General features: G+C 70.3%; 20 protein-coding genes. 17 read left to right on the top strand and 3 right to left on the bottom strand.

Going from position 1 to position 24,947, the window contains the following annotated elements:
* The first annotated feature begins 19 nt into the window (after nt 1-19).
* The 3 genes from CEY15_RS05415 (at nt 20) to CEY15_RS05405 (ending at nt 2,984) form a co-directional block, all read left to right on the top strand.
* Nucleotides 20-1,195, top strand: a complete 1,176-nt coding sequence (locus tag CEY15_RS05415) for an acyl-CoA dehydrogenase family protein (protein WP_095717614.1) — start codon at nt 20-22, stop codon at nt 1,193-1,195.
* 3 nt (nt 1,196-1,198) lie between these two features.
* Entirely contained in the window at nt 1,199-2,095 is an 897-nt protein-coding gene (gene mmsB, locus CEY15_RS05410; protein WP_095717613.1) for a 3-hydroxyisobutyrate dehydrogenase, read from the top strand.
* Between the two features lie 97 nt (nt 2,096-2,192).
* Nucleotides 2,193-2,984 (top strand): LuxR C-terminal-related transcriptional regulator, encoded by a 792-nt coding sequence (locus CEY15_RS05405; RefSeq protein ID WP_245847285.1) that lies wholly within the window; start codon nt 2,193-2,195, stop codon nt 2,982-2,984.
* Between the two features lie 22 nt (nt 2,985-3,006).
* Here the strand turns inward: CEY15_RS05405 and CEY15_RS05400 are convergent, their stop codons facing one another.
* On the bottom strand, nt 3,007-4,305 hold the full coding sequence (locus tag CEY15_RS05400; RefSeq protein WP_095717611.1) for a cytochrome P450: 1,299 nt from the start codon (nt 4,303-4,305) through the stop codon (nt 3,007-3,009).
* A gap of 241 nt (nt 4,306-4,546) precedes the next feature.
* On the opposite strand from CEY15_RS05400, the gene CEY15_RS05395 reads away from it, so the two are divergent.
* Nucleotides 4,547-6,025 (top strand): MFS transporter, encoded by a 1,479-nt coding sequence (locus tag CEY15_RS05395; protein WP_095717610.1) that lies wholly within the window; start codon nt 4,547-4,549, stop codon nt 6,023-6,025.
* A gap of 116 nt (nt 6,026-6,141) precedes the next feature.
* Here the strand turns inward: CEY15_RS05395 and CEY15_RS05390 are convergent, their stop codons facing one another.
* Nucleotides 6,142-6,648, bottom strand: a complete 507-nt coding sequence (locus tag CEY15_RS05390; protein ID WP_095717609.1) for a MarR family winged helix-turn-helix transcriptional regulator — start codon at nt 6,646-6,648, stop codon at nt 6,142-6,144.
* 219 nt (nt 6,649-6,867) lie between these two features.
* Here CEY15_RS05390 and CEY15_RS05385 point away from each other — a divergent pair, with 219 nt between their 5' ends.
* Nucleotides 6,868-8,277, top strand: a complete 1,410-nt coding sequence (locus CEY15_RS05385; protein ID WP_095717608.1) for an acyclic terpene utilization AtuA family protein — start codon at nt 6,868-6,870, stop codon at nt 8,275-8,277.
* Nucleotides 8,278-8,303: 26 nt separating this feature from the next.
* On the opposite strand, the gene CEY15_RS05380 is transcribed toward CEY15_RS05385, so the two are convergent.
* Nucleotides 8,304-9,899, bottom strand: a complete 1,596-nt coding sequence (locus CEY15_RS05380) for a class I adenylate-forming enzyme family protein (RefSeq protein WP_245847284.1) — start codon at nt 9,897-9,899, stop codon at nt 8,304-8,306.
* Between the two features lie 158 nt (nt 9,900-10,057).
* Here CEY15_RS05380 and CEY15_RS05375 point away from each other — a divergent pair, with 158 nt between their 5' ends.
* The 12 genes from CEY15_RS05375 (at nt 10,058) to fusA (ending at nt 24,781) form a co-directional block, all read left to right on the top strand.
* The gene (locus CEY15_RS05375; protein WP_095717606.1) at nt 10,058-10,876 is read left to right on the top strand and encodes a TIGR03084 family metal-binding protein; all 819 of its coding nucleotides are present in this window, start codon (nt 10,058-10,060) and stop codon (nt 10,874-10,876) included.
* The gene (locus tag CEY15_RS05370) at nt 10,873-12,708 is read left to right on the top strand and encodes an acyclic terpene utilization AtuA family protein (protein ID WP_095717605.1); all 1,836 of its coding nucleotides are present in this window, start codon (nt 10,873-10,875) and stop codon (nt 12,706-12,708) included. Before CEY15_RS05375 ends, CEY15_RS05370 begins: the two co-directional genes overlap by 4 nt.
* Nucleotides 12,705-13,883, top strand: coding sequence for an acyl-CoA dehydrogenase family protein (locus CEY15_RS05365; protein WP_095717604.1), 1,179 nt, complete (start codon nt 12,705-12,707; stop codon nt 13,881-13,883). The genes CEY15_RS05370 and CEY15_RS05365 overlap by 4 nt, the downstream gene beginning before the upstream one ends.
* The gene (locus tag CEY15_RS05360) at nt 13,880-15,478 is read left to right on the top strand and encodes an acyl-CoA carboxylase subunit beta (RefSeq protein WP_095717603.1); all 1,599 of its coding nucleotides are present in this window, start codon (nt 13,880-13,882) and stop codon (nt 15,476-15,478) included. The genes CEY15_RS05365 and CEY15_RS05360 overlap by 4 nt, the downstream gene beginning before the upstream one ends.
* Nucleotides 15,479-15,489: 11 nt before the next feature.
* On the top strand, nt 15,490-17,580 hold the full coding sequence (locus tag CEY15_RS05355; protein ID WP_095717602.1) for an acetyl/propionyl/methylcrotonyl-CoA carboxylase subunit alpha: 2,091 nt from the start codon (nt 15,490-15,492) through the stop codon (nt 17,578-17,580).
* 5 nt (nt 17,581-17,585) lie between these two features.
* Nucleotides 17,586-18,767: an acyl-CoA dehydrogenase family protein gene (locus CEY15_RS05350; protein ID WP_095717601.1), complete on the top strand. Its 1,182-nt coding sequence runs from the start codon at nt 17,586-17,588 to the stop codon at nt 18,765-18,767.
* A gap of 1 nt (nt 18,768) precedes the next feature.
* The gene (locus CEY15_RS05345) at nt 18,769-19,566 is read left to right on the top strand and encodes an enoyl-CoA hydratase family protein (protein ID WP_095717600.1); all 798 of its coding nucleotides are present in this window, start codon (nt 18,769-18,771) and stop codon (nt 19,564-19,566) included.
* 66 nt (nt 19,567-19,632) lie between these two features.
* Nucleotides 19,633-20,766: an NDMA-dependent alcohol dehydrogenase gene (locus CEY15_RS05340; RefSeq protein WP_095717599.1), complete on the top strand. Its 1,134-nt coding sequence runs from the start codon at nt 19,633-19,635 to the stop codon at nt 20,764-20,766.
* A gap of 11 nt (nt 20,767-20,777) precedes the next feature.
* On the top strand, nt 20,778-21,428 hold the full coding sequence (locus CEY15_RS05335) for a TetR/AcrR family transcriptional regulator (RefSeq protein WP_017838185.1): 651 nt from the start codon (nt 20,778-20,780) through the stop codon (nt 21,426-21,428).
* Nucleotides 21,429-21,627: 199 nt separating this feature from the next.
* Complete coding sequence (rpsL, locus tag CEY15_RS05330; RefSeq protein ID WP_017838186.1) at nt 21,628-21,999, top strand: 30S ribosomal protein S12; 372 nt, start codon at nt 21,628-21,630, stop codon at nt 21,997-21,999.
* Nucleotides 21,999-22,469, top strand: a complete 471-nt coding sequence (gene rpsG / locus CEY15_RS05325) for a 30S ribosomal protein S7 (protein WP_017838187.1) — start codon at nt 21,999-22,001, stop codon at nt 22,467-22,469. Before rpsL ends, rpsG begins: the two co-directional genes overlap by 1 nt.
* Before the next feature lie 200 nt (nt 22,470-22,669).
* Nucleotides 22,670-24,781: an elongation factor G gene (gene fusA / locus CEY15_RS05320; RefSeq protein WP_095717598.1), complete on the top strand. Its 2,112-nt coding sequence runs from the start codon at nt 22,670-22,672 to the stop codon at nt 24,779-24,781.
* Nucleotides 24,782-24,947 lie beyond the last annotated feature (166 nt).

The raw sequence follows: 24,947 nt of genomic DNA, 5'->3' as shown, positions 1-24,947 counted from the left end.
CCGTATGAGAGGAACACCCATGTTCACCCTGGATGACGACGACAAGGTCATCGTCGACACCGCCCGCGACTTCGCGGCCAAGCGGATCGCGCCCATGGCGCAGGAGTGGGACGCGAGCCATCATTTCCCGAAAGACGTCCTCCGCGAGGCGGCCGAGATGGGGATGGGCGCCATCTACGTCTCGGAGGACGTCGGGGGCAGCGGGATGCGTCGCCTCGACGGTGTCCGGATCTTCGAGCAGCTCGCCCGGGGATGCCCGTCGGTGGCCGCGTACCTGTCCATCCACAACATGTGCGTGTGGATGGTCGACGAGTTCGGCACCGAGGAGCAGCGTCGCGAGTGGATCCCGAGGATGGCGTCGCTGGAGCTGTTCGCCAGCTACTGCCTCACCGAGCCCGGTGCCGGTTCGGACGCGGCGGCCCTGCGGACCAAGGCGGTCAAGGAGGGCGAGGGTGAGTCCGCGGAGTACGTCCTCACCGGCACCAAGCAGTTCATCTCCGGTGGGGGGCAGTCGGACGTCTACATCGTCATGGCCCGCACCGGGGAGGCCGGCCCCAAGGGCATCTCGGCCTTCCTGGTCCCGGCGGACTCCGAGGGGCTGAGCTTCGGCCCGGACGAGCAGAAGATGGGGTGGAACGCCCAGCCCACCGCGCAGGTGATCATGGAGGGCGTCCGGGTCCCTGCCGCGAACCTCATCGGGGGCGCCGAGACCGGCGGCGAGGGTCTCGGGTTCACCATCGCGATGCGGGGCCTCAACGGTGGGCGCATCAACATCGCCGCCTGTTCTCTGGGTGGGGCCCAGGACGCGTACTCGCGGGCCGTCGCCCACGTGCGGGACCGGGAGGCCTTCGGCGGTGCGTTGATCGACGAGCCGACGATCCGCTTCACCCTCGCCGAGATGGCGACGGAGCTGGAGGCCAGCCGGCTCATGCTGTGGCGGGCCGCCGCGGCTCTGGACGCCAAGGAGCCGGACCACGTGGAGAAGTGCGCGATGGCGAAGCTCTTCGTCACCGACCACTGCTTCGACGTCGCGGACCGGGCGTTGCAGCTCTTCGGCGGGTACGGATACCTCGCCGAGTACGGAATCGAGAAGATCGTGCGAGATCTCCGGGTGCACCGCATCCTGGAGGGGACGAACGAGATCATGCGCGTCGTCGTCGGCCGGGCCGTCGCCGCGCGCGGACTGGGAGCGTAGGACATGGACAACCGATCGCAGACTGTGGCCTTCCTCGGGCTGGGCAACATGGGTGGTCCCATGGCCGCCAACCTGGTCGGGGCCGGATTCGTCGTCAGGGGGTTCGACCCGGTCGCCGCGGCACAGGACGCGGCCCGGACCGCCGGGATCACCGTGTGCGACTCGCCGGCCGAGGCGGTCCGGGGAGCCGGTGTGGTGATCACGATGCTGCCCAACGGTGCGCTCGTGACCTCGACCTATGACGACGTCCTGGGCGAGGCGGGGGAGGGGACCCTGTTCATCGACTCCTCCACCATCTCGGTCGACGACGCGCGTGCGGTCCACGCCAAGGCCGTGGACGCCGGGATGCTCCAGGTCGACGCCCCCGTCTCGGGCGGCGTGAAGGGCGCGACCGCCGGAACCCTGGCGTTCATGGTCGGCGGGGAGGACGAGGCCTTCGCGGCCGCGCAGCCGGTGCTCGAGCCGATGGCGGGCAAGGTCATCCACTGCGGCGGAGCAGGGGCCGGCCAGGCCGCCAAGGTCTGCAACAACATGGTGCTCGCCGTGCACCAGATCGCGATCGCCGAGGCGTTCGTGCTCGCGGAGGGACTGGGTCTCGATCACCAGGCCCTGTTCGACGTGGTCACCGGTGCCACCGGCAACAGCTGGGCGCTGCACACCAACTGCCCCGTCCCCGGTCCCGTTCCCACCTCGCCCGCCAACAACGATTTCACGCCCGGCTTCGCGACGGCTCTCATGAACAAAGATCTCGGGCTGGCGCTCGCGGCCCTGGAGAGCACTGGTACGGTCGCTCCGCTCGGCGCGGCAGCGGCGGCCCTGTACGACGAGTTCGCGCAGGACAACGGTGGCAAGGACTTCAGCGCCATCATCTCCAGTATCCGCGAGTCCTCGCGGAGCTGAACACCTCCACTCTCGGGAGAACACCATGTCCACCCTCCGACCCAAAGATTCAGACGCTGTACTGGGAGCCCTGCGCCGAGCCCGCCGTGATTCCGGTATGCCCGTCGTCTTCGCCGGCGACGTCACCGGTGAGACCGCCAGACTGAACCACTTCATCGGGGTCCGCACCGACTCCATGCAGGGGCTGGCCGTGGCCAGGGGCCGTGGGCTCGGTGGTCACGTGATGGCCTCGAAACGACCGGCGACGGTGCGCGACTACGAGGAGTGCTCGAGAATCACCCGCGACTACGCCGACGCGGTGGACCGCGAAGGCCTGCGGGCGATCATCTCGGTCCCCGTGATCGTCTCGGGGGTGGCGCGGACGATCCTCTACGGATCGGCTCGGGTCGCGACCCAGCTCGGCGACCAGGTCACCCGGACGTTCACGACCGTCGCCGCGGACCTGGCCTCGGAGTTCAAGGTCCACGACGAGGTCGACCGACGGCTGCGGATGGCCGATCACGCCGCGGCCGAGCAGAGCTTCGGGCTGGAATCGTCCGACAGGGAACGTCTGCGTGTCCTCCACGGTGAGTTGCGGGCCATCGCCGCCGAGCTCGGTGATCCTGATCTCCGCGAGAGGCTCCTGGCGGCGGGTTCCGCGCTGGCGGGGGTGGGCCGGGCTCCGGAGACGGGACGGGACCCCGGCCCGTCGTCGACGGTCCTGTCACCCCGGGAGATCGATGTCCTCGCACAGGTCGCTCTCGGGTGTTCCAACGCCGAGGTCGGCGCCCGACTGTCCCTGTCACCGGAGACGATCAAGGCCTACCTGCGCAACATCGGTACCAAGCTGGGCACACGGTCACGGATGGAGTCCGTGGCCCGGGCCCGGCTCCTGGGCGTCCTGCCCTGATCTGACACGGCCGACCCCCTCGTCACGCGGGGGTCGGGTGCACCCGGACCCTGACCCCGGTCGCCGGCCGGGTGAGCATCGTGGTCCACGGGAACGTCAGGTCGTCGGTGTCGTCGCTGATCCGCACCCCCGGCCTGCACAGCGCCGCGACGGTCGCGGACAGGGCGGTCACCGCGATCTTCTCGCCGGGGCACCGGTGGCCGGAGCGCACCCCGGCGCCCCCGTGTGGGATGAACGCCTCCAGTTGTTCGGCGTCATCGACGCCGAGGAACCGTTCCGGGTCGAACGTCCCTGCGTCGCGCCAGTGGTTCGGATCCGTGTCCGTTCCCTGGAGGTCGAGAAGGACGCGCTGACCCTCATGTACCGGGCAGCCGCGGACCTCGAAGTCCGTCGTGGCCAGCGCCGGCAGCATCGGGACGAACGGGTAGACCCGCCTCACCTCCTGGGCGAAGGCGACCGCCTCGGGGACCTCGGTGAGCCGGCCGGCGTCCGCCGACGCCTCGCGGATGCGGTCCCGCCACGCGGGGTTCTCTGCCAGGGCCGCGGCGGCGAACGCCGCGAATCGGGCGACCGCCACGGTGGGGCGGGTGAGATTCTGCAGCTCCACCGCCGCGGTGCGGTCGTCGACCAAGCGGCCGTTCTCGTCACGGAGGTCGGCCATCGCCGCCAGGACCGAATCGGGGTCGGGGTAAATCGCCCCCGACCGGACCTTCCGCACCAGGGACGTGGCCCAGCGGTCGAGACGGAGGCGTTCCACCTGCGCCACGGGGTTCCCCGAGATCCGGCCGAAGGTGTCGAGGAGTCTGCTCATCTGACGCGCGCGCCTGTTCGACTCCTCGGGGCGCAGCGGCAACCCGGCCCAGCGGAAGGCCGCCCGGCCGTAGGCGGTGGTCGTGTCGTGGTAGACGGTGCCCGATCCGTGGCGCGACCACTCGTCGAGCATGTGCTCGAGTTCCTCCGCCACGAGGGAGGCGAAGTGTGCCACCCGGTCGTCGTCGTAGGCCAGGTCGGCGAGCGCGTTCTTCCGGACGGTGTGGGCGTCGCCGTCCAGGCCGTGGACAGCGCCGGGTCCGAAGAGCGGGAGCCGGACGAACGCGGGCATCGCACCCTCGCGCTTGACCTTGTCGGAGTCGTAGAAGTGGCGGACACCCTCCACTCCGCGCAGCAGTACGGCCTTGCGACCCATGAGGCGCAGGCGCACCGGCGTCTGCGAGTCGGCGGGCAGTCCCGCGCGTTGCCGCACGCGGGAGGTGAAGAGGTATCCGGAACGGAGGAAGTCGAGGGACTGTTCGCGGAGCCGTCGGTGATCGTTGGACGACATCGGTGTCTCCAGTCAGTCGGGGGCACGGTACGGCGCACACCCTAGGGCCGGCTGGCCCCCGGGGCATCCGGTCGGACACCACGACCCCGGGTGTGGGGCGGATCACGACCGACATACTTTCGGGTGTACCGGGTGTGGTGGTCATCACATACTGTTCGCCTCAATCGACGCCACAGCGTCGGCGATCACCCCTCTCGCCGGAGGTCCGATACCCGGCGAATCAGACACGACTGGAGTTGTCTTGACGCAGTCAGGAACCACCCCGCCGGGGGACGCGGCACCGCAGTCCCCCACTCTTCCGCAGGTCACGCAGAAGACCTCACTGAAGAAGGTCGCCGCGGCCTCCTCGATCGGTACCACCATCGAGTGGTACGACTTCTTCATCTACGGCACCGCCGCCGCGCTCGTCTTCCCGGCGCTGTTCTTCCCCGACCAGAACCCCGCGACGGCGACGCTGTCCTCATTCGCGACGTTCGCCGTGGCGTTCTTCGCCCGGCCGGTCGGTGCGGCGATCTTCGGCCACTTCGGTGACCGGATCGGCCGCAAGAACACCCTCGTGTGGACGCTCATCATCATGGGCGTCGCGACCGTGTTCATCGGTCTGCTGCCCGGGTACAGCACCGGGGCCTTCGGCGTCTTCTCGGGCGGCATCGGGATCTGGGCACCGACACTCCTCGTGGTGTGCAGGTTCTTCCAGGGCTTCGCGGTCGGCGGCGAATGGGCCGGGGCGACCCTGCTCACGGCCGAGTACGCTCCCGAGGGTAAGCGCGGCATGATGGCCATGTGGCCGCAGCTGGGCGTGGCCTTCGCCTTCTTCCTCTCCTCCGGCACGTTCCTCGTGTTCTCCCTCGTCGCCGGTGGCGGCGCGGATCTCGACAGCCCGTTCATGCAGTACGGCTGGCGTATCCCGTTCCTGCTCTCCGCCGTTCTGGTCCTGGTTGGTTTGTGGATCCGTCTCACCGTCGAGGAGACCCCCGTCTTCCGCCAGACCCAGGCCCGAGAGGCCAGGGAGGCCGCGGCGACCGAGGCGGCGGACCGGGCCGCGAACAGGGTCACCGCTCCCAAGACGCTGCCGTTCGCCGATGCGCTGCGGTACCAGTGGAAGGAGATCCTCATCGCCGGTGGCGCGCTCACCTCGCTGTTCTCCCTCTTCTACATGGGCACCTCGTTCCTCACCAACTACGCCACCGCCACCCTGGGCCACTCGCGTCCGTTCGTCCTGGGCATGGGCATGATCGCCGCGCTGATCTTCGGCGCCGCCATCGCGTTGTCGGCGATGTACTCCGACAAGATCGGCCGGAGGAAGGTCATCGGCACCTCGGTCGGGCTCGCCATCCCGTGGACGCTGTTCGTCTTCCCGATCCTCGACACCGGGTCGACCGTCGCCTTCGGTCTGGTCCTGTTCGTCACGCTGGTCATCTTCGGTATCGCCTACGGCCCGGCCGGCGCGCTGCTCCCGGAGCTGTTCCAGGCCCGCTACCGTTACACCGGCGCCGGCCTGGGCTACAACCTCGCCGGCATCCTCGGTGGTGCACTGCCGCCGCTGGCCGCCGCCGCGATGATCGGCGCCGGCAACACCTTCGGCGTGGGCCTGATGCTCTCCGCGCTGTCCGTCATGTCCATGGTCTGCATCTTCCTCATGACGGAGTCGAGCAAGAACGCCATCCACGCCGACGCCGAGCCGGACGACTCACGGCTCGTCGCCACCGAGATGCCGTGACCGAGGTCTGACGAGCTCGGTCCAGGATCCGCACCACGGATCCTCCCCGGACAGCCGCGCCCGGCCCCACCCGAGAGGGGGCCGGGCGCGGTGTTGTTACTCCGGGGCCCCGCTGGTCAGAAGTCGCCGGCGGTCCGCCGGAGCGACGAGATGGCCTCGATCAGCGCCGACTGTTCCGACCGGTCCATCCCGGGATCGGAGAAGACCCCGGCGTTGAGCGCCGCGGTGGCCTCGGAGACCACACGCCGGCCCTCGGCGGTGATCTCCACCAGGGTGGTCCGGCCGTCGGTCGGGTGTGGTCGGCGCTCGACCAGCCCGGCGTCCAGGAGGCGCTTCATCGCGCTGGTGACGCTGGTGACGTGCACCTGCAGTCGCTCGGAGGCCTTGGTGATGGGGAGCGAGCCGGACCTCGAGAAGGCCAGCAGGCGCAGGAGTTCGTAGCGGGGGAACGACAGGTTCCAGGGGCGCAGTGTCTCCTCCACCCTCGCCAGCAGGATCTGGTGCGCGCGCATGACCGATGTCACCACGGTCATCCCCTGGGCCGCGTCGATCCATCCCTCGCGTTCCCAGTTGGCGCGGGCCTGGTCGATGCGGTCGGGGATCGGGGCGGTCCTGGGGGGCACGGCTCACTCCTGGAGGACACGGCGGGCGTCTGATCAGGCGAGTCTATCCGCCCGGGCCTCGTGCGACCGGCAGACGTGCGGGACGGGACGACCGGCGGACCGTCAGGACTGTGGCCCCGCATATCCTCGTAGACGCCTTCTCGTTCCACGCTCGTCTCACCGCGACCGGGGGCATGCTGGGATAGACGAACGCCGCACCGACAAGGAGCCCGAGGATCGATGACGACCACCCAGAGCCCCCTCCGCATCGGAAACGTCTCGGCCTCACGTGGTGACCGCGCCACCGCGACGGCCGAGTTCCTCGACGCCGCCACGCTCGACGTCCTCGCCCTGGACATGCTCTCCGACGAGGCGGTGCTCGAGCTCGCCGGGCAACGGGTGGCGGGCGGGCCGGGATACGAGCGGGCCGCGGTGGTCCAGATCGGCGAGTGCCTCGGCCGCCTCGGTACCGGGGGGGTCCGGATCGTCACCAACGCCGGCGCCCTCGATCCCGAGGGGCTCGCCACCGAGTTGCGCGAGCTCGCCCGGTCGCGGGGTCTGGACCTTCCCGTGGCCTGGGTCGACCCCGGTGACGTGACGGACCGGGCCGCCGCGCTCGGTCTCGGTGAGGTCGATGTCGCGACGGTGCGCCACGGGGCCTTCGGCATCGCGCGGGCCCTGGCTGCCGGGGCCGTCGTCGTCGTCACCGGTCGCGTCAGCCGCGAGGCCCTCGTCACCGGCGCCGCCGCCGCGCACCACGGGTGGACACCGTCCGCACTCGACGCGCTGGCCGGATCGGTCGCGGTGGGACATGTGCTCTCCGGCGGACCCGGCGCGACGGGGGTCGTGGACTCCTCGACCGACGTCACCCGCACCACCGACCCCGTGACCGGCGGATACCCCATCGCGGAGATCGCCGACGACGGGTGCGCGGTCGTCACGCGCCATCCCTCCGCCTTCGGCTCGGTCACCGTCGGGACCGTCACCGACCAGCTTCTCGACGGCGTCGCGGGGGCCCGCTACGCCGCGCCGGACGTGGTGCTGCGCCTCGACTCGCTCCGGTTGGCCCAGGAGGGCGCCGACCGGGTCCGGATCAGCGGGGCCCGTGGCGAGCCAGCCCCGCCCGTCGTGGCGGCGGTGGGCATGAGCCGCGGGGACGGGGAGGGCGCGCGTCCCTCCCGCGTCGCCCGTCCGGTCGCGCAGGAGGACGCCGGGCACTCGGTCGTGCTGCCCGACGGCACGCGCGTCGCGGTCCCGGTGCCGGGGGAGACCGCGGACATCGGACCCGGTGAACTGCCGACCCCGTGGACCCCGGGCACGGTCCCGGGCGGACGACCGGTCGCCGCCGCGCTGGGGTCGGTGGCGAGCGTCCGCCGGGGGGTCGTGGGACGCGGTGTCAACATCGCGGTGTGGACCTGGGACGACGCCGCGTTCGCGTGGCTCGCGGGCGAACTCACCGACGAGCGGTTCCGTGAACTCGTCCCGGGGCTGGAGGGTATGGAGCTCCGCCGCTACCTGCTGCCCAACCTCCGGGCGGTCAACGTCGTCGCGCGGCCCCCGCGGGGCGAGGTGTTGCGACCCGGGCTCGGGTCCGACCTCGCGGCCGCGAGCCTGGAGATCCCGGGCGAGCTCCTCGAGGTCGGCCCCTGACCGGGACCGCCGCTGACCGGGACGGGTCAGGTCGCCGCGCGGAGCTCGACCTTCCGGATCTTGCCGGTCGCCGTGCGCGGGATGGTGTCGACCACCACCACGTCTCGTGGCCGGTGTGAGGAGGACAGACGCTCGGCCCCGAACTCCATGACCGAGGCCTTGAGGTCGTCGCCGTCCGGCGCACCCTCTGCGGGAACCAATACCACCACCACGAGCTCGCCCCACCGGGGGTCGGGGCGGCCGACGCACGCGACCTCGGCGATGTGCGGGTGGTCCATGAGGACACGCTCGACGTGCAGTGACGAGACGTTCTCGCCGCCGGATTTGACGATGTCCTTGACGCGGTCGGCGAACCACACCACCCCCTCGGTGTCGATGCGCCCGAGGTCCCCCGAGTGCAGGCGGCCACCCACGAACGCCTCGGAGTTGGCCTCGGGGTTGTTCCAGTAGCCCTCCATCACCGTGGGGCCGCGGTAGACGATCTCACCGTCCTCCCCGGCGGGCACGAGTGCGGAACCGCCCGGTTCACTGATCCTGTTCTCCGCGATCGGGGTGGGGTACCCCCAGGAGTCGGATTTGTCCGGATTGAGCTCCGGCCACTGCATGACGGTGGCCGGGGTGCACTCGCTCATCCCCGAGGCCAGGACCATCCGGGCATCCGGGAGTGCGGCGTCGAGGCGCCGGCGCATCTCCTCGGACATCGGGGCCATGGCGTAGAGCAGGAACCGGAGCGAGGACAGGTCGAGGCCGCGGTCGGCCCCGTCCGCCAGGGCCTCCAGCATGAGGGGCAGGCCCACCAGATGGGTGGCCCGGACGCGGGCGACGGTCTCGGCGTATCCGACCGGGTCGAAACCCGGCAGGAGGTGGACGGTCGCCCCCATGGTGACCGCCGACAGCAGGACCCCGTTGAGACCGGCGGTGTGGAAGAGGGGGAGCGGGCACACGGTCACCGAGGCCTCGGCGCCCCAGTTCAGGCCGAAGACGGCCCCGTTGCCCAGGGCGGCCATGGACACGGCGAGGTGCGAGGTGAGGACGCCCTTGGGGCGTGAGGTGGTGCCCGAGGAGTAGAGGCACTGCACGACCTGGCGGTCACCGATCAACGTGTCGGGGCTGGAGTCGTCGCCGGACAGCAGGTCGTCCCACCCGATCAGGTCGGGACCGTCGGCGGTGGCCGTCAACCCGTCGGGGACGCCTCCGATGACGACGACGGTGCGGATCCCGGGCATGGCGGCGACCGCTCCCATCACCAGTTCCGCGAGTGAACCGTGGACGACGAGGATGCGGGTCCCCGAGTCGGTCAGGGCGTGCGCGATGTTGTCCAGCCCGGACAGCAGGTTGATGGGCAGCGAGACCATCCCGGCCTTGGCCGTGCCGAAATAGGTGGCCACGAACTCGCGGCAGTTCGTCGACAGGATCGCGACCGGCTCCTCCGCCTCGATCCCGTGCGCCACCAGACCGTGGGCGAAACGGTTGGAGACGGACTCGAGTTCGAGGAAGGACCACGACCCGGCATCGTCCGTGAGGGCGATCCGGTCCGAGAAGGTGGCCGCCGCCCGGGTGGGGATGTCGCCCACCGAGCAGCGGCGGGCCAGGGCGTGGTCCACGGGGTCGATTCCGGTCATGTCCAGTCGCACGGTGCCTCCGTAAGGGGTCGGGAGAGGGGTCGGGCGTCCCGCGTCGGGAGTGATGTGGGTCACCGTGGGCCAGCCTCCCAGTCGTCGCGGAGAAAAGCAAGCAAGCATGCTTGCTTTATTTCGGCGGAAGTGGAATCGTTCCCGCCATGACAAACCCCCCGCCCTCCGAGTCGGAGGACCCGCACGCCGCCCTCGCCACCCTCAGTGCGCGGGTGGACGAGCTCGTCGAGACCGCCGGGCCCGATCGCTGGCACACCGACACCCCGGCCGCGGGCTGGGACGTCGCCATGCAGATCGCCCACCTGGCCTGGACTGACGAGGTCTCCGTCACCGCCATCCGCGACGCGGACGCCTTCCAGGCGGTGGTCGACACGGCGATGGCCGATCCGACCGGTTTCGTGGACGCCGGCGCCACGGAGGTCGCGGCCTCCGGCCGTGACGAGGTCCTGGCACGATGGCGCCTCGCCCGCGGGGAGCTCGCCGACGCCCTCAAGGCCGCCGACCCGGGGGAGCAGATCCCGTGGTTCGGCCCGCCCATGCGGCCCAAGTCCATGACCACCGCCCGGGTCATGGAGACCTGGGCCCACGGGGTGGACGTCGCGGACGCGCTCGGCGTCGCTGTCGATACCGACCCGGCCTTCCTCGGTGCCCTCCCGCACGTCGCCCGGCTGGGCTGGAAGACCCGGGGCTTCGCCTACCAGATGAACGGGCTCGAGGCCCCCGCCTCCGAGGTGCATCTCGCGCTCACCCGGTCCGACGGCACCGTCCTCGAGTTCGGCCCGGACGACGCCCAGCAGCGCGTCACCGGCCCGATCCTCGACTTCTGCCTGCTGGTGACGCAACGAGTACACCTCGACGACACGGCTCTCGAGGCGGTCGGCGAGGACGCGCGGGGCTGGCTGCGCGTCGCCCAGGCGTTCGCCGGCCTCCCCGGCGGCGGCCGCGAGAAGGGAGCACGGGCATGACCGTGGACAACACCCCGCTCCGCGTCGGCCCTGAGTCGACCGTGCCTCCGCTCCGCGTCGGCAACATGTCAGGGTTCTACGGCGATCGGTTCTCCGCCATGCGCGAGATGCTCGAGGGCGGCGAGCTCGACGTCCTCACCGGCGACTACCTGGCCGAACTCACCATGCTGATCCTCGGCCGCGACCGGATGAAGAACGCAGAGCTGGGATACGCCAAGACCTTCCTGCGGCAGCTCGAGGACTGTCTCGGGCTGGCGCTGGAGAAGAACGTCAGGATCGTCGCGAACGCGGGCGGTCTCAACCCCGCCGGCCTGGCCGGCGCGGTCGTCGAGCTCGGATCGCGGCTGGGGCTGTCCCCGCGGGTCGCGCACGTCGAGGGCGACGACCTGATCGACCGGGTCTCGGAACTCGACATCCCGGCCGACGCCGGCTTCCCGGTCACCGCCAACGCCTACCTCGGGGGCTTCGGGATCGCCCGCTGTCTGGACGCCGGCGCCGACATCGTCGTCACCGGTCGCGTCACCGACGCCTCGGTCATCGTCGGTCCGGCGATCAGCCACTTCGGGTGGACTCGGACGGACCTCGACGCCCTCGCCGGCGCCACCGTCGCGGGGCACGTCATCGAGTGCGGGACCCAGGCCACGGGCGGCAACTACGCCTTCTTCAACCGCGGTGAGATCGCCGACCCCGTCACCCCCGGGTTCCCCATCGCCGAGATCGCCTCCGACGGCACCTCCGTCATCACCAAGCACGCCGGGACCGGGGGAGCGGTGACGGTCGGCACCGTCACCTCCCAACTCCTCTACGAGGTCACCGGGGCGCGCTACGGCGGGCCCGACGTCGTCACCCGCCTGGACACCGCTCGCCTCGAGCAGGAGGGCGCCGACCGCGTCCGCATCTCCGGTGTGCGCGGCGAGACCGCCCCCACCACCACCAAGGTGTCGGTGACGTGCCTCGGTGGCTTCCGCAACGAGGTCACGTTCCTGCTCACCGGGCTGGACATCGAGGACAAGGCCGCACTGGTCGAGCGGCAGGTCCTGGCCGGCCTCGCCACCCGTCCGGCGGAGATCGACTTCCGCCTGATGCGCACGGACCACGCGGACGCCGACACCCAGGCCGCGGCGACCGCCCTGCTGACCGTCGTCGCCTGGGATCCGGACAAAGACGTGGTGGGTCGGGCGTTCTCGGACGCCGCCGTGGCCATGATCCTGGCGAGCTACCCGGGTGCCACGCCCAGCGCGCCCCCCGGTCGCGGTGGCCCGTACGGCGTGTACGTCCCCGCCTACCTCGACCAGGAGAAGGTGCCCCACGTCGCGGTGCTGCCCGACGGCACCAGGGTCGACATCGCGCCCCCGGAGGACACCCGTGAGATGGGCGACGGCCACGCGTCCGACGGACTCGACGCCGAGGGCGCGCCGCTGCCGGCGTGGTCGGAGTCGCAGCCCACCACCCGTAGGCCCCTGGGGGACGTGCTCGGCGCCCGCTCGGGGGACAAGGGCGGCACCGCCAACATCGGGCTGTGGGCCGGTGATGCGGAGGCCTACCGCTGGATGCGCGAGACCCTCACCGTCGCCGAGATCCGCCGTCTCCTCCCGGAGACCGCCGACCTGGCGATCGAGCGATACGAACTGCCGCGCATCAATGCCCTGAACTTCGTCGTCGACGGACTGCTCGGCAAGGGGGTCGCCCACGGCTACCGCTGGGATCCGCAGGCCAAGGGTCTCGCCGAATGGCTGCGCTCCCGCGTAGTCGACGTCCCGCACGACATCACCGCCCCCGTCCCCGCCGCTACGGCATCCGCCGAGCCGGCACCCGCGAAGGAGAACTCGTGACCATCCCGCCGTACGTGCCCGGGGACCCCTGGTACTCGGAAGAGAGCCTCGCCCTGCGCGAGACCACGACCCGTTTCGCCCAGCGCGAGATCCTGCCCCACCAGGACGAGTGGGAGGCCGCGGGCGTGCTCCCCCGTGAGCTCCATGCCAAGGCCGGCCAGCTGGGCCTGCTCGGGGTCTCGTTCCCCGAGGAGGTGGGCGGCGGGGGCGGCGACATGCGGGACTCGCTGATCGTGTGCGAGGCCCTCCACGAGGCCGGGGTCTCCGGCGGTGTGTTCGCCTCGCTGTTCACCTGCGGCATCGCCACGCCGCACCTGGCCCAGTCCGGCAGGCCCGATCAGATCGAGCGCTGGGTCGCGCCCACGCTCGCCGGCGAGATGATCGGCTCCCTGGCGATCACCGAACCCGGCGGTGGCTCCGACGTCGGACGTCTCACCACCACCGCCCGCCGGGACGGGGACCACTTCGTCGTCAACGGCGCCAAGACGTACATCACCTCCGGCACCCGCGCCGACTTCGTGGTGACCGCCGTGCGAACCGGTGGCGACGAGCTCAGGGGGGCGGCGGGCGTGAGTCTGCTCGTGATCCCCACCGACACGCCCGGTTTCCACCGCTCGGCCCCGCTGGAGAAGCTGGGCTGGCGCGCCTCGGACACCGCCGAGCTGACGTTCACCGACTGCCGGGTTCCCGCGGAGAACCTCGTCGGCGCCGAGAACGACGGGTTCGCGCAGATCGCGATCGGCTTCGTGGGAGAGCGCGCGGCGCTTGCCGCGCAGGGGTACTCCCACGCCCAGCGGTGCCTGGACCTGACCCTGGACTGGGTCCGCGAGCGGGAGACCTTCGGCCGACCCCTGCTCTCCCGGCAGGCCGTGCAGAACACCGTCACCGAGATGGCCCGCCGCATCGATGTCGCCCGCACCTACACCCACCGCTGCGTGGACCTGGCCGAGGCGGGGCACGATTCGATCGCCGAGGTCTGCTTTGCCAAGAACACCGCCGTCGAGTGCGCGGAGTGGGTCGCGACCCAGGCGCTCCAGCTCTTCGGGGGGCTCGGCTACATGGCCGAGTCCGAGGTGAGCCGGCAGTTCCGCGATGTCCGCCTGTTGGGCATCGGCGGCGGGACCACCGAGATCCTCACCACCCTCGCCGGACGTCGTCTGGGGTACACCGCATGACCGTCCTGCGCTCCACACTCGACACCACCGGCGCCGAGTTCGCCGCCGCCAGGGCCGCCATGGAGGACAAGCTCACCCGGCTCGCGGCCGATCTCGAGCCCGCTCTCGCCGGAGGCGGCGAGCGCAAGGTCGCCCGCCACCGCGAGCGGGGCAAGTTCACCGCCCGGGAGCGGATCGACATGGTCCTCGACCGCGAGTCGCCGTTCCTCGAGCTGTGCGCACTGGCCGCGTGGGGCTCCGACTTCCAGACCGGTGCCTCCGTGGTCGCCGGAATCGGAGTGGTCGAGGGCGTCGAGTGCCTGCTCATCGCCAACGACCCGACGGTCAAGGGCGGCACCTCCAACCCGTGGACACTGCGCAAGATCCTGCGCCTCAACGACGTGGCCATGAAGAACCGGCTGCCGGTGATCAGCCTCGTCGAGTCCGGGGGCGCCGACCTGCCCACGCAGAAGGAGGTGTTCATCCCGGGAGGAGCGCTCTTCCGCGACCTCACCCGGTTGTCGAAGGCGGGCATCCCCACCATCGCGGTGGTCTACGGGAACTCCACCGCGGGCGGAGCGTACGTCCCGGGGATGAGCGACCACGTGGTCATGATCGAGGAGCGCTCGAAGGTGTTCCTCGCGGGGCCGCCCCTCGTCAAGGCCGCCACCGGCGAGATCGCCGACGAGGAGACCCTCGGTGGCGCGGACATGCACGCCCGCGTCTCCGGTCTGGCCGACCACCTCGCCGCCGACGAGGCCGACGCGGCGCGCATCACGCGCGGCATCGTCCGCCGGCTCAACTGGACCAAGTCCGGGCGGGCCCCGCGCGCCGGGGTCGCCCCGCCGCTGTACGACGCCGAGGACCTCCTCGGCATCGTCCCGGACGACCTCAAGATCCCGTTCGATCCGCGCGAGATCATCGCGCGCGTCGTGGACGCATCCGACTTCGACGAGTTCAAGCCGCTCTACGGGGCGAGCCTGGTGACCGGGTGGGCCGAGATCCACGGATACCCGGTCGGCATCATCGCCAACGCCCGCGGTGTGCTGTTCAGTGCGGAGGCGCAGAAGGCCACGCAGTTCATCGAGCTGGCCAACCGCTACGACACCCCGCTGCTCTTCATGCACAACACCACCGGCTACATGGTGGGCTCCGAGTACGAGCGCGGCGGCATCATCAAGCACGGGTCGATGATGATCAACGCGGTCTCCAACTCCGAGGTCCCGCACCTGTCGCTCATCACCGCGGCCTCCTACGGCGCGGGCCACTACGGCATGTGCGGCCGCGCGTTCGACCCCCGGTTCCTCTACACGTGGCCGAGCGCCAAGTCCGCGGTCATGGGGGGCCAGCAGCTCGCCGACGTGGTGACCTCCGTGGCCGCCGCGGCCTCGGCCGCGCGGGGCGAGGAGATGAGCCAGGAGACGATCGACGGCCTCAAGACCATGATCGCCGACCAGATCGAGAAGGAATCGCTGCCGGCCTTCCTGTCCGGGATGCTCTACGACGACGGCATCATCGACCCCCGCGACACCCGGACCGTCCTGGGTCTGAGCCTGTCCGCGATCCACTCCGGAGACGTCGCCGGAACCGACCGCTTCGGCATCTTCCGGATGTGAGGAACTCCATCATGCAGAACGCACCCACCCCTGCCCCGATCACCCCTGTCCCGATCGCCTCGGTCCTGGTCGCCAACCGCGGGGAGATCGCCCGCCGTGTCCACCGCACCGCCCGCGCACTGGGCATGACCACGGTGGCGGTCTACTCCGACGCCGATGCCGAGGCGCCCCACACCCGCGAGGCCGATGCCGCGGTCCGATTGCCGGGCAACACCCCCGGGGAGACCTACCTGCGCGGTGACCTGGTCATCGCCGCGGCGAGGGCCGCCGGCGCCGACGCGGTCCACCCGGGCTACGGGTTCCTGTCCGAGAACGCCGGGTTCGCTCGCGACGTGATCGACGCGGGGCTCACCTGGGTCGGCCCGCCGGTGTCCGCCATCGAGGCGATGGGCTCGAAGATCGAGGCCAAGAAGATGATGGGCGAGGCGGGCGTGCCCATGCTCAGCGACCTCGAGCCGGCCGACGTCACCGAGGACATGCTCCCGGTACTCGTCAAGGCGTCTGCGGGCGGCGGCGGTCGTGGCATGCGGATCGTCCGCACCCTCGACTCGCTCCATGACGAGATCGACGCCGCGCAGCGCGAGGCCAGGTCGGCCTTCGGTGACGACGCGGTGTTCTGCGAACGATTCCTCGAGCGTGGCCGCCACATCGAGGTCCAGATCATGGCCGACTCCCACGGGACCGTGTGGGCGGTGGGGGAGCGCGAGTGCTCCATCCAGCGGCGCCACCAGAAGGTCATCGAGGAGGCGCCGAGCCCGCTGGTCGAGCGGACCCCGGGGATGCGCGAGAAGCTGTATTCGGCCGCCCGCGACGCGGCGTCCGCGATCGGGTACACCGGAGCCGGCACGGTCGAGTTCCTCGCCACCGACGACGGCGAGTTCTTCTTCCTCGAGATGAACACCCGTCTCCAGGTGGAGCACCCGGTCACCGAGGCCACGACAGGCCTGGACCTGGTGGCGCTCCAGCTGGATGTGGCCGCGGGACTGCCGCTACCGTCCCCCGAACCCCCGGCCGCCCACGGCTGGTCCGTCGAGGCGCGTCTCTACGCCGAGGACCCGGCCCACGACTACACCCCGGGCTCGGGCACGCTCTGGGCGCTCGACGTCCCCGGGGTCTCCACCCGGTTCGAGGGTCCCCACCGACCCGGCATCCGGCTGGACAGCGGTGTCGAGCCGGGGCCGGACGGGGCGCTCATCGGGGTGCACTACGACCCCATGCTCGCCAAGGTCATCTCCTACGGTCGCACCCGCTCCGAGGCCTGTGCCTCCCTGGCCGGTGCCCTCGCCCGGGCGAGGGTCCACGGGCTGACCACCAACCGGGCCCAGCTCGTCCGGGTGCTGCGCCACCCCGAGTTCATCGCCGGCAACCTGTCCACCGCGTTCCTCGACGACCACGGGTCCGCTGCGCTCGCCGCCCCGCTCGCCGACGACGAGGCCGTGCGGATCTCGGCCCTGGCCGCCGCGCTGGTGTCCGGGACCGCCGACCACGCCGCCGGCCCCGTGCCGCTGGCCCGGGCCGGATTCCGGAACGTCGGCCGCACCCTGCAGAGGCGGATTCTGCGCCATGGCGAGGAGGACCTCGAGGTGGCCTATTTCCGCGACCGTTCCGGCGCCCACCCGGATGGTGATCTCGCGGAGGTCGTCGACGTCGGACAGGTCCGCCCCGACGCGGTGGACCTCGAGATCAGGGGAGTCCGCCACACCTTCTCCGTGAACCGGTACGAGGTGGCCGGCTCGGACACCGTCGTGGAGGTGGACTCGCCCCTCGGACCGGTCTCGTTCGTCGAACCGCCCCGCTACACCGACCCCGGAGCGGAGGTCGCCGCGGGATCGCTGCTCGCCCCCATGCCGGGCGCGGTCATCCGGGTGGCCGTCTCCGTGGGGGACACCGTCACCGCCGGCCAACCGCTGTTGTGGATGGAGGCCATGAAGATGGAACACACCATCTCCGCGGCGGTGGACGGCGTCGTCAGCGAGCTCCCCGTCGAGGTGGGCACGCAGGTCGAGACCGGCACCATCCTCGCCGTCGTCGCTGAGCCCGACAGCACTGAGCCCGACAGCACCGAGCCCGACAGCACCGACACCACCACCCCCCAGGAGTGACCACGATGACCGACCTCTCACAGATCCCCAACCCCGTCGTCGACACCGAGGAGCAGACGCAGCTCCGCAAGGTGGCCTTCGACCTGGGCTCGCGCTACGGCATGGAGTACATGCGCGAGAAGTCCGACGCCGGCGAGACCACCGACGAGCTGTGGACCGAGGCCGGCAAGCTCGGGCTGCTGGGGGTGAACCTGCCCGAGGAGTACGGCGGCGGTGGGGCCGGCATGACCGAGCTCGCGATAGTCGAGGAGGAACTCTCCGCCGCGGGTGCCGGCCTGCTCATGATGGTGGTCTCGCCCGCCATCAACGGCACGATCATCTCGCGCTTCGGTACCGAGGAGCAGAAGAAGCGCTGGCTTCCGGGCCTGGCCTCGGGCGAGATCATCACCTCGTTCGCCATCACCGAGCCGGACGCCGGATCCAACTCCCACGCCATCACCACCACGGCACGCCGGGACGGCGCGGACTTCCTGCTCAGCGGGCAGAAGACCTACATCTCGGGGGTCGACCAGGCCGACGCGATCCTCGTGGTGGCCCGACTCGAGGGGGCGACAAGCGGGAAGCTCCAGCCGGCGCTGTTCATGGTGCCCACCGACGCACCGGGCCTCGAGCGCACCCACATCCCCACCGAGGTGCGCACGCCCGAGCGGCAGTTCCAGCTGTACTTCGACGATGTCCGGTTGCCCGCCGACGCGCTCATCGGCGACGGCGACACGGCGCTGCTCATGCTCTTCGCGGGCCTCAACCCCGAGCGCATCATGGCCTCCGGCATGGCGATCGGCTCCGCGCGTTACGCGATGGACAAGGCCACGACGTACGCGAACGAGCGCTCCGTGTGGAAGTCCCCGATCGGCGCCCACCAGGGCATCGCCCACCCGCTCGCGCAGTGCAAGATCGAGCTGGAGCTGGCCCGGCTCATGATGCGCAAGGCCGCCGCGCTCGTGGACGCCGGCCTGGACGACCTCGCGGGCGAGGCGGCCAACATGGCCAAGTACGCCTCCGGCGAGGTCTCCGCCCGGACCGTCGACCAGGCCATCCAGACCCTCGGCGGCAACGGCCTGTCGGTGGAGTACGGCCTCGCCGGGATGCTCGCCGCGTCGCGCCTGCCGCGCATCGCGCCGGTGAGTCGGGAGATGATCCTCAACTACGTGGCCCAGCACTCGCTCGGGCTGCCGAGGAGCTACTGACATGGCCGCGGAAGGCGCGCAGGTGCTGGTGCGCTACGAGGTCTCCGGCGGCGCGGCCCGCGTGACCCTGGACTCGCAGCACAACCGCAACGCCATCTCGACCGCACTGGTCGCGCAGCTGCACGCCGCACTGGACCGGGCGGCCGCCGATGACGACGCCCGTGTGGTGGTCCTCGGTCACGCCGGCGGCACCTTCTGCGCCGGAGCCGACCTCTCCGAGGCCTCCGCGAGCCAGGGGAGTCCCGAGGCCCAGGCCGCCGAGCGGACCCGGGTCTTCCTCGGGTTGCTGCGCGCGATCATCTCGCACCCCAAGCCGGTGATCGCCGCCGTGGACGGCCACGTCCGTGCCGGGGGGATGGGGCTTGTGGCCGCCTGCGATCTCGCCCTGGCGGGGCCGGCCTCGACGTTCGCGCTCACCGAGGTCCGCCTCGGTCTGGCGGCGGCCATGATCTCGGTGCCGCTCGCAGCGCGGATCACCTCGCGGGACCTCTCCCGCGCCCTGCTGACCGGTGAGAAGTTCGATTCCGAGCACGCCCGGCGGATCGGACTGCTCACGGAGGCCGTCGAGGACCTCGAGGCCGCGGTCGGTGACCTCGTCGACGCGTTCCGGCCCTGCTCCCCGCAGGGACTCGCCGAGAACAAGGCGTTGCTCGCGGCACCGATCCTGGCCGATCTCGACGCCCGGGGTGAGGACCTGGCAGGGGTGACCGCCCGCCTGTTCACGACCGCCGAGGTCGCCGAGGGGATGACCGCATTTCTTGAACGCCGTCCGCCCTCCTGGGCGACGCCGGACGCGTAGCGTATGCGATGTCGTTGATGTGTGACCTCCCCCACATCGCCCGGGATCGAACCGAGAGGTAATGCCATGCGCACCAGAGCAGCCATCATCCGCGAGCCCAAGCAGGACGCCTGGGAGATCGTCGACGTGGACATCGACGATCCCAAGGCGGGGGAGGTGCAGGTCAAACTGGCCGCCTCGGGCCTCTGCCACTCGGACGAGCACCTGCTCACCGGCGACCTCCAGTTCGAGACCTACCCGATCATGGGCGGTCACGAGGGAGCCGGTGTGGTGACGAAGGTGGGAGAGGGCGTCACCGGGCTCGAGGAGGGCGACCACGTGGTCCTCGCGTTCATCCCCGCCTGTGGCGTCTGCCCGCCCTGTTCGGAGGGACTCCAGAATCTCTGCGACAACGGCGCCGGGCTGCTCAGCGGTCGGGCGATCAGCGACGACGGCTTCCGTGTGCACACCGCCGACGGTCAACCCGTCGCCACCATGTGCGTCCTGGGCACGTTCGCGCCGCACGTCACCGTGCACCAGTCCTCGGTGGTCAAGATCGAGAAGGACATCCCGCTCGACAAGGCCGCCCTGCTCGGATGCGGCGTCTGCACGGGCTGGGGCTCGGCCACGGAGATCGGTCAGGCCAAGGAGGGCGACATCGTGGTGGTCGTCGGGGTGGGCGGGATCGGGATCAACTCGGTGCAGGGCGCGGCCGCCGCGGGCGCGCGTGTCATCGTGGCCGTGGACCCCGTGGAGTTCAAGAGGGAGAAGGCGATGGAGTTCGGGGCCACCCACACGTGTGCCTCGATGGACGAGGCCATGGCGCTGGTGGGGGAGCTGAGCTGGGGCCGGATGGCGGACCTGGTCCTGCTCACCATGGGGATCGTGGAGGGCAAGGACCTGCTGCCCGGGTTGATGCTCACCGGTAAGGGGCGCCGCTGCGTGGTGGTGGGGCTGGGGGACATGATGGCGGTCGACGCCCAGATCTCCATCCTCGACCTGGCCATGCAGCAGAAGACGCTCCAGGGCGCGATCTTCGGCGGCACCGGGCCCCGCAAGCAGATCCCGCACCTGCTCCACCAGTACCGCGCGGGCAACCTCAAGCTCGACGAGTTGGTCACCAGGACGTACCGGCTCGACGAGATCAACCAGGGGTACCAGGACATGCGTGACGGCAAGAACATCCGCGGTGTGATCATCTACGACGAGCAGGACTGGTAACAGGAGGAGCGATGACGGCACCCGAGAAGCGGGCCCCCAAGCAGGACCGTAGCCGCCTGACGCGGGAACGACTCCTCGGTGCATCGATCGACCTCCTCGCCACCCAGGGCTGGGCGGCGACCACCGTGGGGGCGGTGGCCGCCGCCGCCGGCGTCTCACGGGGCGCCGCCCAGCACCACTTCCCGACCCGGGAGGATCTCATCACCGCCGCCCTCGGGCACATGATCGAGCAGCGGCTCGAGGACGTCCGGAGGGTGGGCCTGGATCTGCCGGAGCCGGGCCCCGAACGCACGGTCGCCGTGGTCCGGCTGATCGTCCAGCACTACACCTCGGACCTCTTCAAGGCCGCGCTCCACGTGTGGACCGCCGCGGCCAGCGACCCGGCGCTGCGCGACCGGGTGCTGCCGTTCGAGACCCACATGTCCCGCGAGGTCCTGGTGATCGCCGCCGACGCCCTCGGATACGATCCCGCCGACCTACGGGTGCGTCGGCCCCTGCAGGCGACCCTCGACCTGGCACGCGGGCTCGGGCTCGCGGACGTGCTCTCCGATGACTCGGCCCGTCGCGAGAAGGTCATCCGGTACTGGGCCGAGACGCTGGACGTGATGCTGGCGCAGGTCCCGGTGGCGTCGGACCGGGACTCCGCCCCGGCCGCGTTTTGACCGATCCTCACGGGGGCGGTTAGGCTTGACCATCGTGCTCGCAGTACGCGAGCTGGAGGATCGTGCCCAGTAGGCCAGCGAGAGCGGCTGACGTGGTCGCCCGTGCGCCCGTCGGGGAGCGCGAGAGTCCGGATACGAGCAACGTCCCAGTGACCGGTGGTCGCCCCCGAGGAGGCCGCCAGCTAGAGAAAGTCGGTTCATGCCAACCATCAACCAGCTGGTCCGCAAGGGCCGCCAGGACAAGAAGTCCTCGACAGCGACGGCGGCGCTCAAGGGCTCGCCCCAGCGTCGTGGCGTGTGCACGCGCGTGTACACCACCACCCCCAAGAAGCCGAACTCCGCGCTGCGCAAGGTCGCCCGTGTGCGCCTGACCAGTGGCATCGAGGTCTCCGCCTACATCCCCGGTGAGGGCCACAACCTCCAGGAGCACTCCATGGTGCTCGTCCGTGGCGGTCGTGTGAAGGACCTCCCGGGTGTCCGTTACAAGATCATCCGCGGCTCCCTCGACACGCAGGGCGTGAAGGACCGCAAGCAGGCCCGCTCCCGCTACGGCGCCAAGAAGGAGAAGTAATGCCTCGTAAGGGTCCCGCCCCGAAGCGCCAGCTGATCAACGATCCGGTCTACGGTTCGCCGCTGGTCACGCAGCTCGTCAACAAGATCCTCCTCGACGGCAAGAAGACGACCGCCGAGCGCATCGTCTACTCCGCGCTGGAGATCTGCCGTGAGAAGACCGGAACCGATCCGGTCCTCACCCTCAAGAAGGCGCTCGACAACGTCAAGCCCGCCCTCGAGGTCCGCTCCCGCCGCGTCGGCGGCGCCACCTACCAGGTGCCCGTCGAGGTCCGCCCCGGGCGTTCCACGACCCTGGCCATGCGCTGGCTGGTGAACTTCTCCCGGCAGCGTCGTGAGAACAGCATGGTCGAGCGGCTCGCCAACGAGATCCTCGACGCCTCCAACGGCCTGGGTGCCGCGGTCAAGCGTCGCGAGGACACCCACAAGATGGCCGAGGCCAACCGGGCGTTCGCGCACTACCGCTGGTGATCCAGCCGGGCCCCGGAGCGGGGGGACGCCCACGGGGCGTCACCGCTCCGGGGCCCCCCGGCCGCCCCGAGGGTGGCATCATTGAACGAGGGTCGCCTCTCGCGTGAGCGAGTCACGGCACGGCCCAGGACAACAGACCCGGTCCGGACGGTCCACCATGACCGCACGGCCCACCTAAGACTCATGATCGGGGATCATCCGTGGCACAGGACGTGCTGACCGACCTCAACAAGGTCCGCAACATCGGCATCATGGCGCACATCGACGCCGGTAAGACGACCGTCACCGAGCGCATCCTGTTCTACACGGGTGTCAACCGGAAGATCGGCGAGACGCACGACGGCGCCTCGACCACCGACTGGATGGAGCAGGAGAAGGAGCGCGGCATCACCATCACGTCGGCCGCCGTCACCTGTTTCTGGGACAACAACCAGATCAACATCATCGACACCCCGGGCCACGTCGACTTCACGGTCGAGGTCGAGCGGTCGCTGCGCGTGCTCGACGGCGCGGTCGCGGTCTTCGACGGCAAGGAGGGCGTCGAGCCCCAGTCGGAGCAGGTGTGGCGCCAGGCGGAGAAGTACGACGTCCCGCGTATCTGTTTTGTCAACAAGATGGACAAGATGGGCGCGGACTTCTACTACACCGTGCAGACCATCATCGACCGTCTCGGTGCCAAGCCGCTCGTCCTGCAGCTGCCCATCGGCGCGGAGGACGAGTTCGACGGGGTCATCGACCTCGTGGACATGAAGGCCCTCGTCTGGCCCGGCGTCACGCCGATCGGCACCGAGGCCACGGTCCAGGAGATCCCCGCGGCGCTCAAGGACAAGGCGGACGAGTACCGCGAGAAGCTCCTCGAGGCCGTCGCCGAGAGCGACGAGGCCCTCATGGAGAAGTACTTCGGCGGCGAGGAGCTGACGAAGGACGAGATCCAGGCCGCGATCCGCAAGATGACGGTCAACGCCGAGATCTACCCGGTGCTGTGTGGTTCGGCGTACAAGAACAAGGGCGTCCAGCCCCTGCTCGACGCCGTCATCTCCTACTTGCCCAACCCGTTGGACGTCGGTTCGATCCACGGTCACGCGGTCGGGAACGAGGAGACGGAGATCCGTCGTCAGCCGTCGAAGGACGAGCCGTTCGCGGCGCTGGCGTTCAAGATCGCCGTGCACCCGTTCTTCGGCGAGCTCACCTTCGTGCGCGTGTACTCGGGCCGGATCGACCCGAGCACCCAGGTCATGAACGCGACCAAGGGCAAGAAGGAGCGCGTCGGCAAGCTCTTCCAGATGCACGCCAACAAGGAGATGCCCGTCGAGGAGGCCGTGGCCGGCCACATCTACGCGTTCATCGGGCTCAAGGACACGACCACGGGTGACACCCTGTGCGACCTGAACAACCAGGTCATCCTCGAGTCGATGACGTTCCCGGCGCCGGTGATCGACGTGTCGATCGAGCCCAAGACCAAGGCGGACCAGGAGAAGCTCGGCACCGCGATCCAGAAGCTGGCCCGTGAGGACCCGACGTTCTCCGTCCGCCTGGACGACGAGACCGGTCAGACCGTCATCGGCGGCATGGGCGAGCTCCACCTGGACGTCCTCGTCGACCGGATGAAGCGTGAGTTCAAGGTCGAGGCCAACGTCGGCAAGCCGCAGGTCGCGTACCGCGAGACCATCAAGGGCACGGTCGAGAAGTACGACTACACCCACAAGAAGCAGACCGGTGGTTCGGGTCAGTTCGCCAAGGTCCAGATCCGTCTCGAGCCGCTCCCGCAGGAGCAGGTCGAGGAGGGCGAGACCTACGAGTTCGACGACAAGGTCACCGGTGGTCGCGTCCCCAAGGAGTACATCCCCTCCGTGGACGCCGGCATCAAGGACGCCATGCAGTACGGCGTCCTGGCCGGGTACCCGATGGTCAACGTCAAGGCGACACTCGTCGACGGCGCGTACCACGAGGTCGACTCCTCGGAGATGGCGTTCAAGGTCGCGGGCTCGATGGCCTTCAAGGAGGCCGCGCGCAAGTGTCAGCCGGTGATCCTGGAGCCGCTCATGGCGGTCGAGGTCATCACTCCCGAGGACTACATGGGCGACGTCATCGGCGACATCAACTCCAGGCGCGGCCAGATCCAGGCGATGGAGGAGCGCTCCGGCGCCCGCGTCGTCAAGGCCAACGTGCCGCTGTCCGAGATGTTCGGCTACGTCGGCGACCTCCGGTCGCGGACGCAGGGCCGGGCCAACTACTCGATGGTCTTCTCCCACTACGCCGAGGTTCCGGCGAGTGTGTCCAAGGAGATCATCGCCAAGGCGACCGGCGAGTAACCGGTACTGGTCCCGCCCGGCCGAGAGGCAGGGCGGGGCCGATGCCGGCGGCGCACGGTCGAACCTCCGGGTGGCCGCCGGTTCGTGCCCATAGCGGCACGATGAGTAAGATCAGATCCCACACAATGCAGTGCCCACCTCGAGGTGGGGACAGACCAGTCCAGGA

Source organism: Dietzia natronolimnaea (assembly GCF_002289575.1).
Lineage (GTDB): Bacteria > Actinomycetota > Actinomycetes > Mycobacteriales > Mycobacteriaceae > Dietzia > Dietzia natronolimnaea_A.
Note: the sequence above shows the minus strand (reverse complement) of the source record. Positions and strands in the feature narration are given on the sequence as shown.

What these genes read in the sequence shown, in the direction of transcription:
- CEY15_RS05345 (WP_095717600.1), top strand. Translation starts at nt 18,769, where the DNA reads ATGGCCGCGGAAGGCGCGCAGGTGCTGGTGCGCTACGAGGTCTCCGGC.
- mmsB (WP_095717613.1), top strand. Translation starts at nt 1,199, where the DNA reads ATGGACAACCGATCGCAGACTGTGGCCTTCCTCGGGCTGGGCAACATG.
- CEY15_RS05375 (WP_095717606.1), top strand. Translation starts at nt 10,058, where the DNA reads ATGACAAACCCCCCGCCCTCCGAGTCGGAGGACCCGCACGCCGCCCTC.
- CEY15_RS05405 (WP_245847285.1), top strand. Translation starts at nt 2,193, where the DNA reads ATGCCCGTCGTCTTCGCCGGCGACGTCACCGGTGAGACCGCCAGACTG.
- CEY15_RS05340 (WP_095717599.1), top strand. Translation starts at nt 19,633, where the DNA reads ATGCGCACCAGAGCAGCCATCATCCGCGAGCCCAAGCAGGACGCCTGG.
- CEY15_RS05385 (WP_095717608.1), top strand. Translation starts at nt 6,868, where the DNA reads ATGACGACCACCCAGAGCCCCCTCCGCATCGGAAACGTCTCGGCCTCA.
- rpsG (WP_017838187.1), top strand. Translation starts at nt 21,999, where the DNA reads ATGCCTCGTAAGGGTCCCGCCCCGAAGCGCCAGCTGATCAACGATCCG.
- CEY15_RS05360 (WP_095717603.1), top strand. Translation starts at nt 13,880, where the DNA reads ATGACCGTCCTGCGCTCCACACTCGACACCACCGGCGCCGAGTTCGCC.
- CEY15_RS05400 (WP_095717611.1), bottom strand. Translation starts at nt 4,305, where the DNA reads ATGTCGTCCAACGATCACCGACGGCTCCGCGAACAGTCCCTCGACTTC.
- CEY15_RS05370 (WP_095717605.1), top strand. Translation starts at nt 10,873, where the DNA reads ATGACCGTGGACAACACCCCGCTCCGCGTCGGCCCTGAGTCGACCGTG.
- CEY15_RS05350 (WP_095717601.1), top strand. Translation starts at nt 17,586, where the DNA reads ATGACCGACCTCTCACAGATCCCCAACCCCGTCGTCGACACCGAGGAG.
- rpsL (WP_017838186.1), top strand. Translation starts at nt 21,628, where the DNA reads ATGCCAACCATCAACCAGCTGGTCCGCAAGGGCCGCCAGGACAAGAAG.
- CEY15_RS05355 (WP_095717602.1), top strand. Translation starts at nt 15,490, where the DNA reads ATGCAGAACGCACCCACCCCTGCCCCGATCACCCCTGTCCCGATCGCC.
- CEY15_RS05380 (WP_245847284.1), bottom strand. Translation starts at nt 9,899, where the DNA reads ATGACCGGAATCGACCCCGTGGACCACGCCCTGGCCCGCCGCTGCTCG.
- CEY15_RS05415 (WP_095717614.1), top strand. Translation starts at nt 20, where the DNA reads ATGTTCACCCTGGATGACGACGACAAGGTCATCGTCGACACCGCCCGC.
- CEY15_RS05335 (WP_017838185.1), top strand. Translation starts at nt 20,778, where the DNA reads ATGACGGCACCCGAGAAGCGGGCCCCCAAGCAGGACCGTAGCCGCCTG.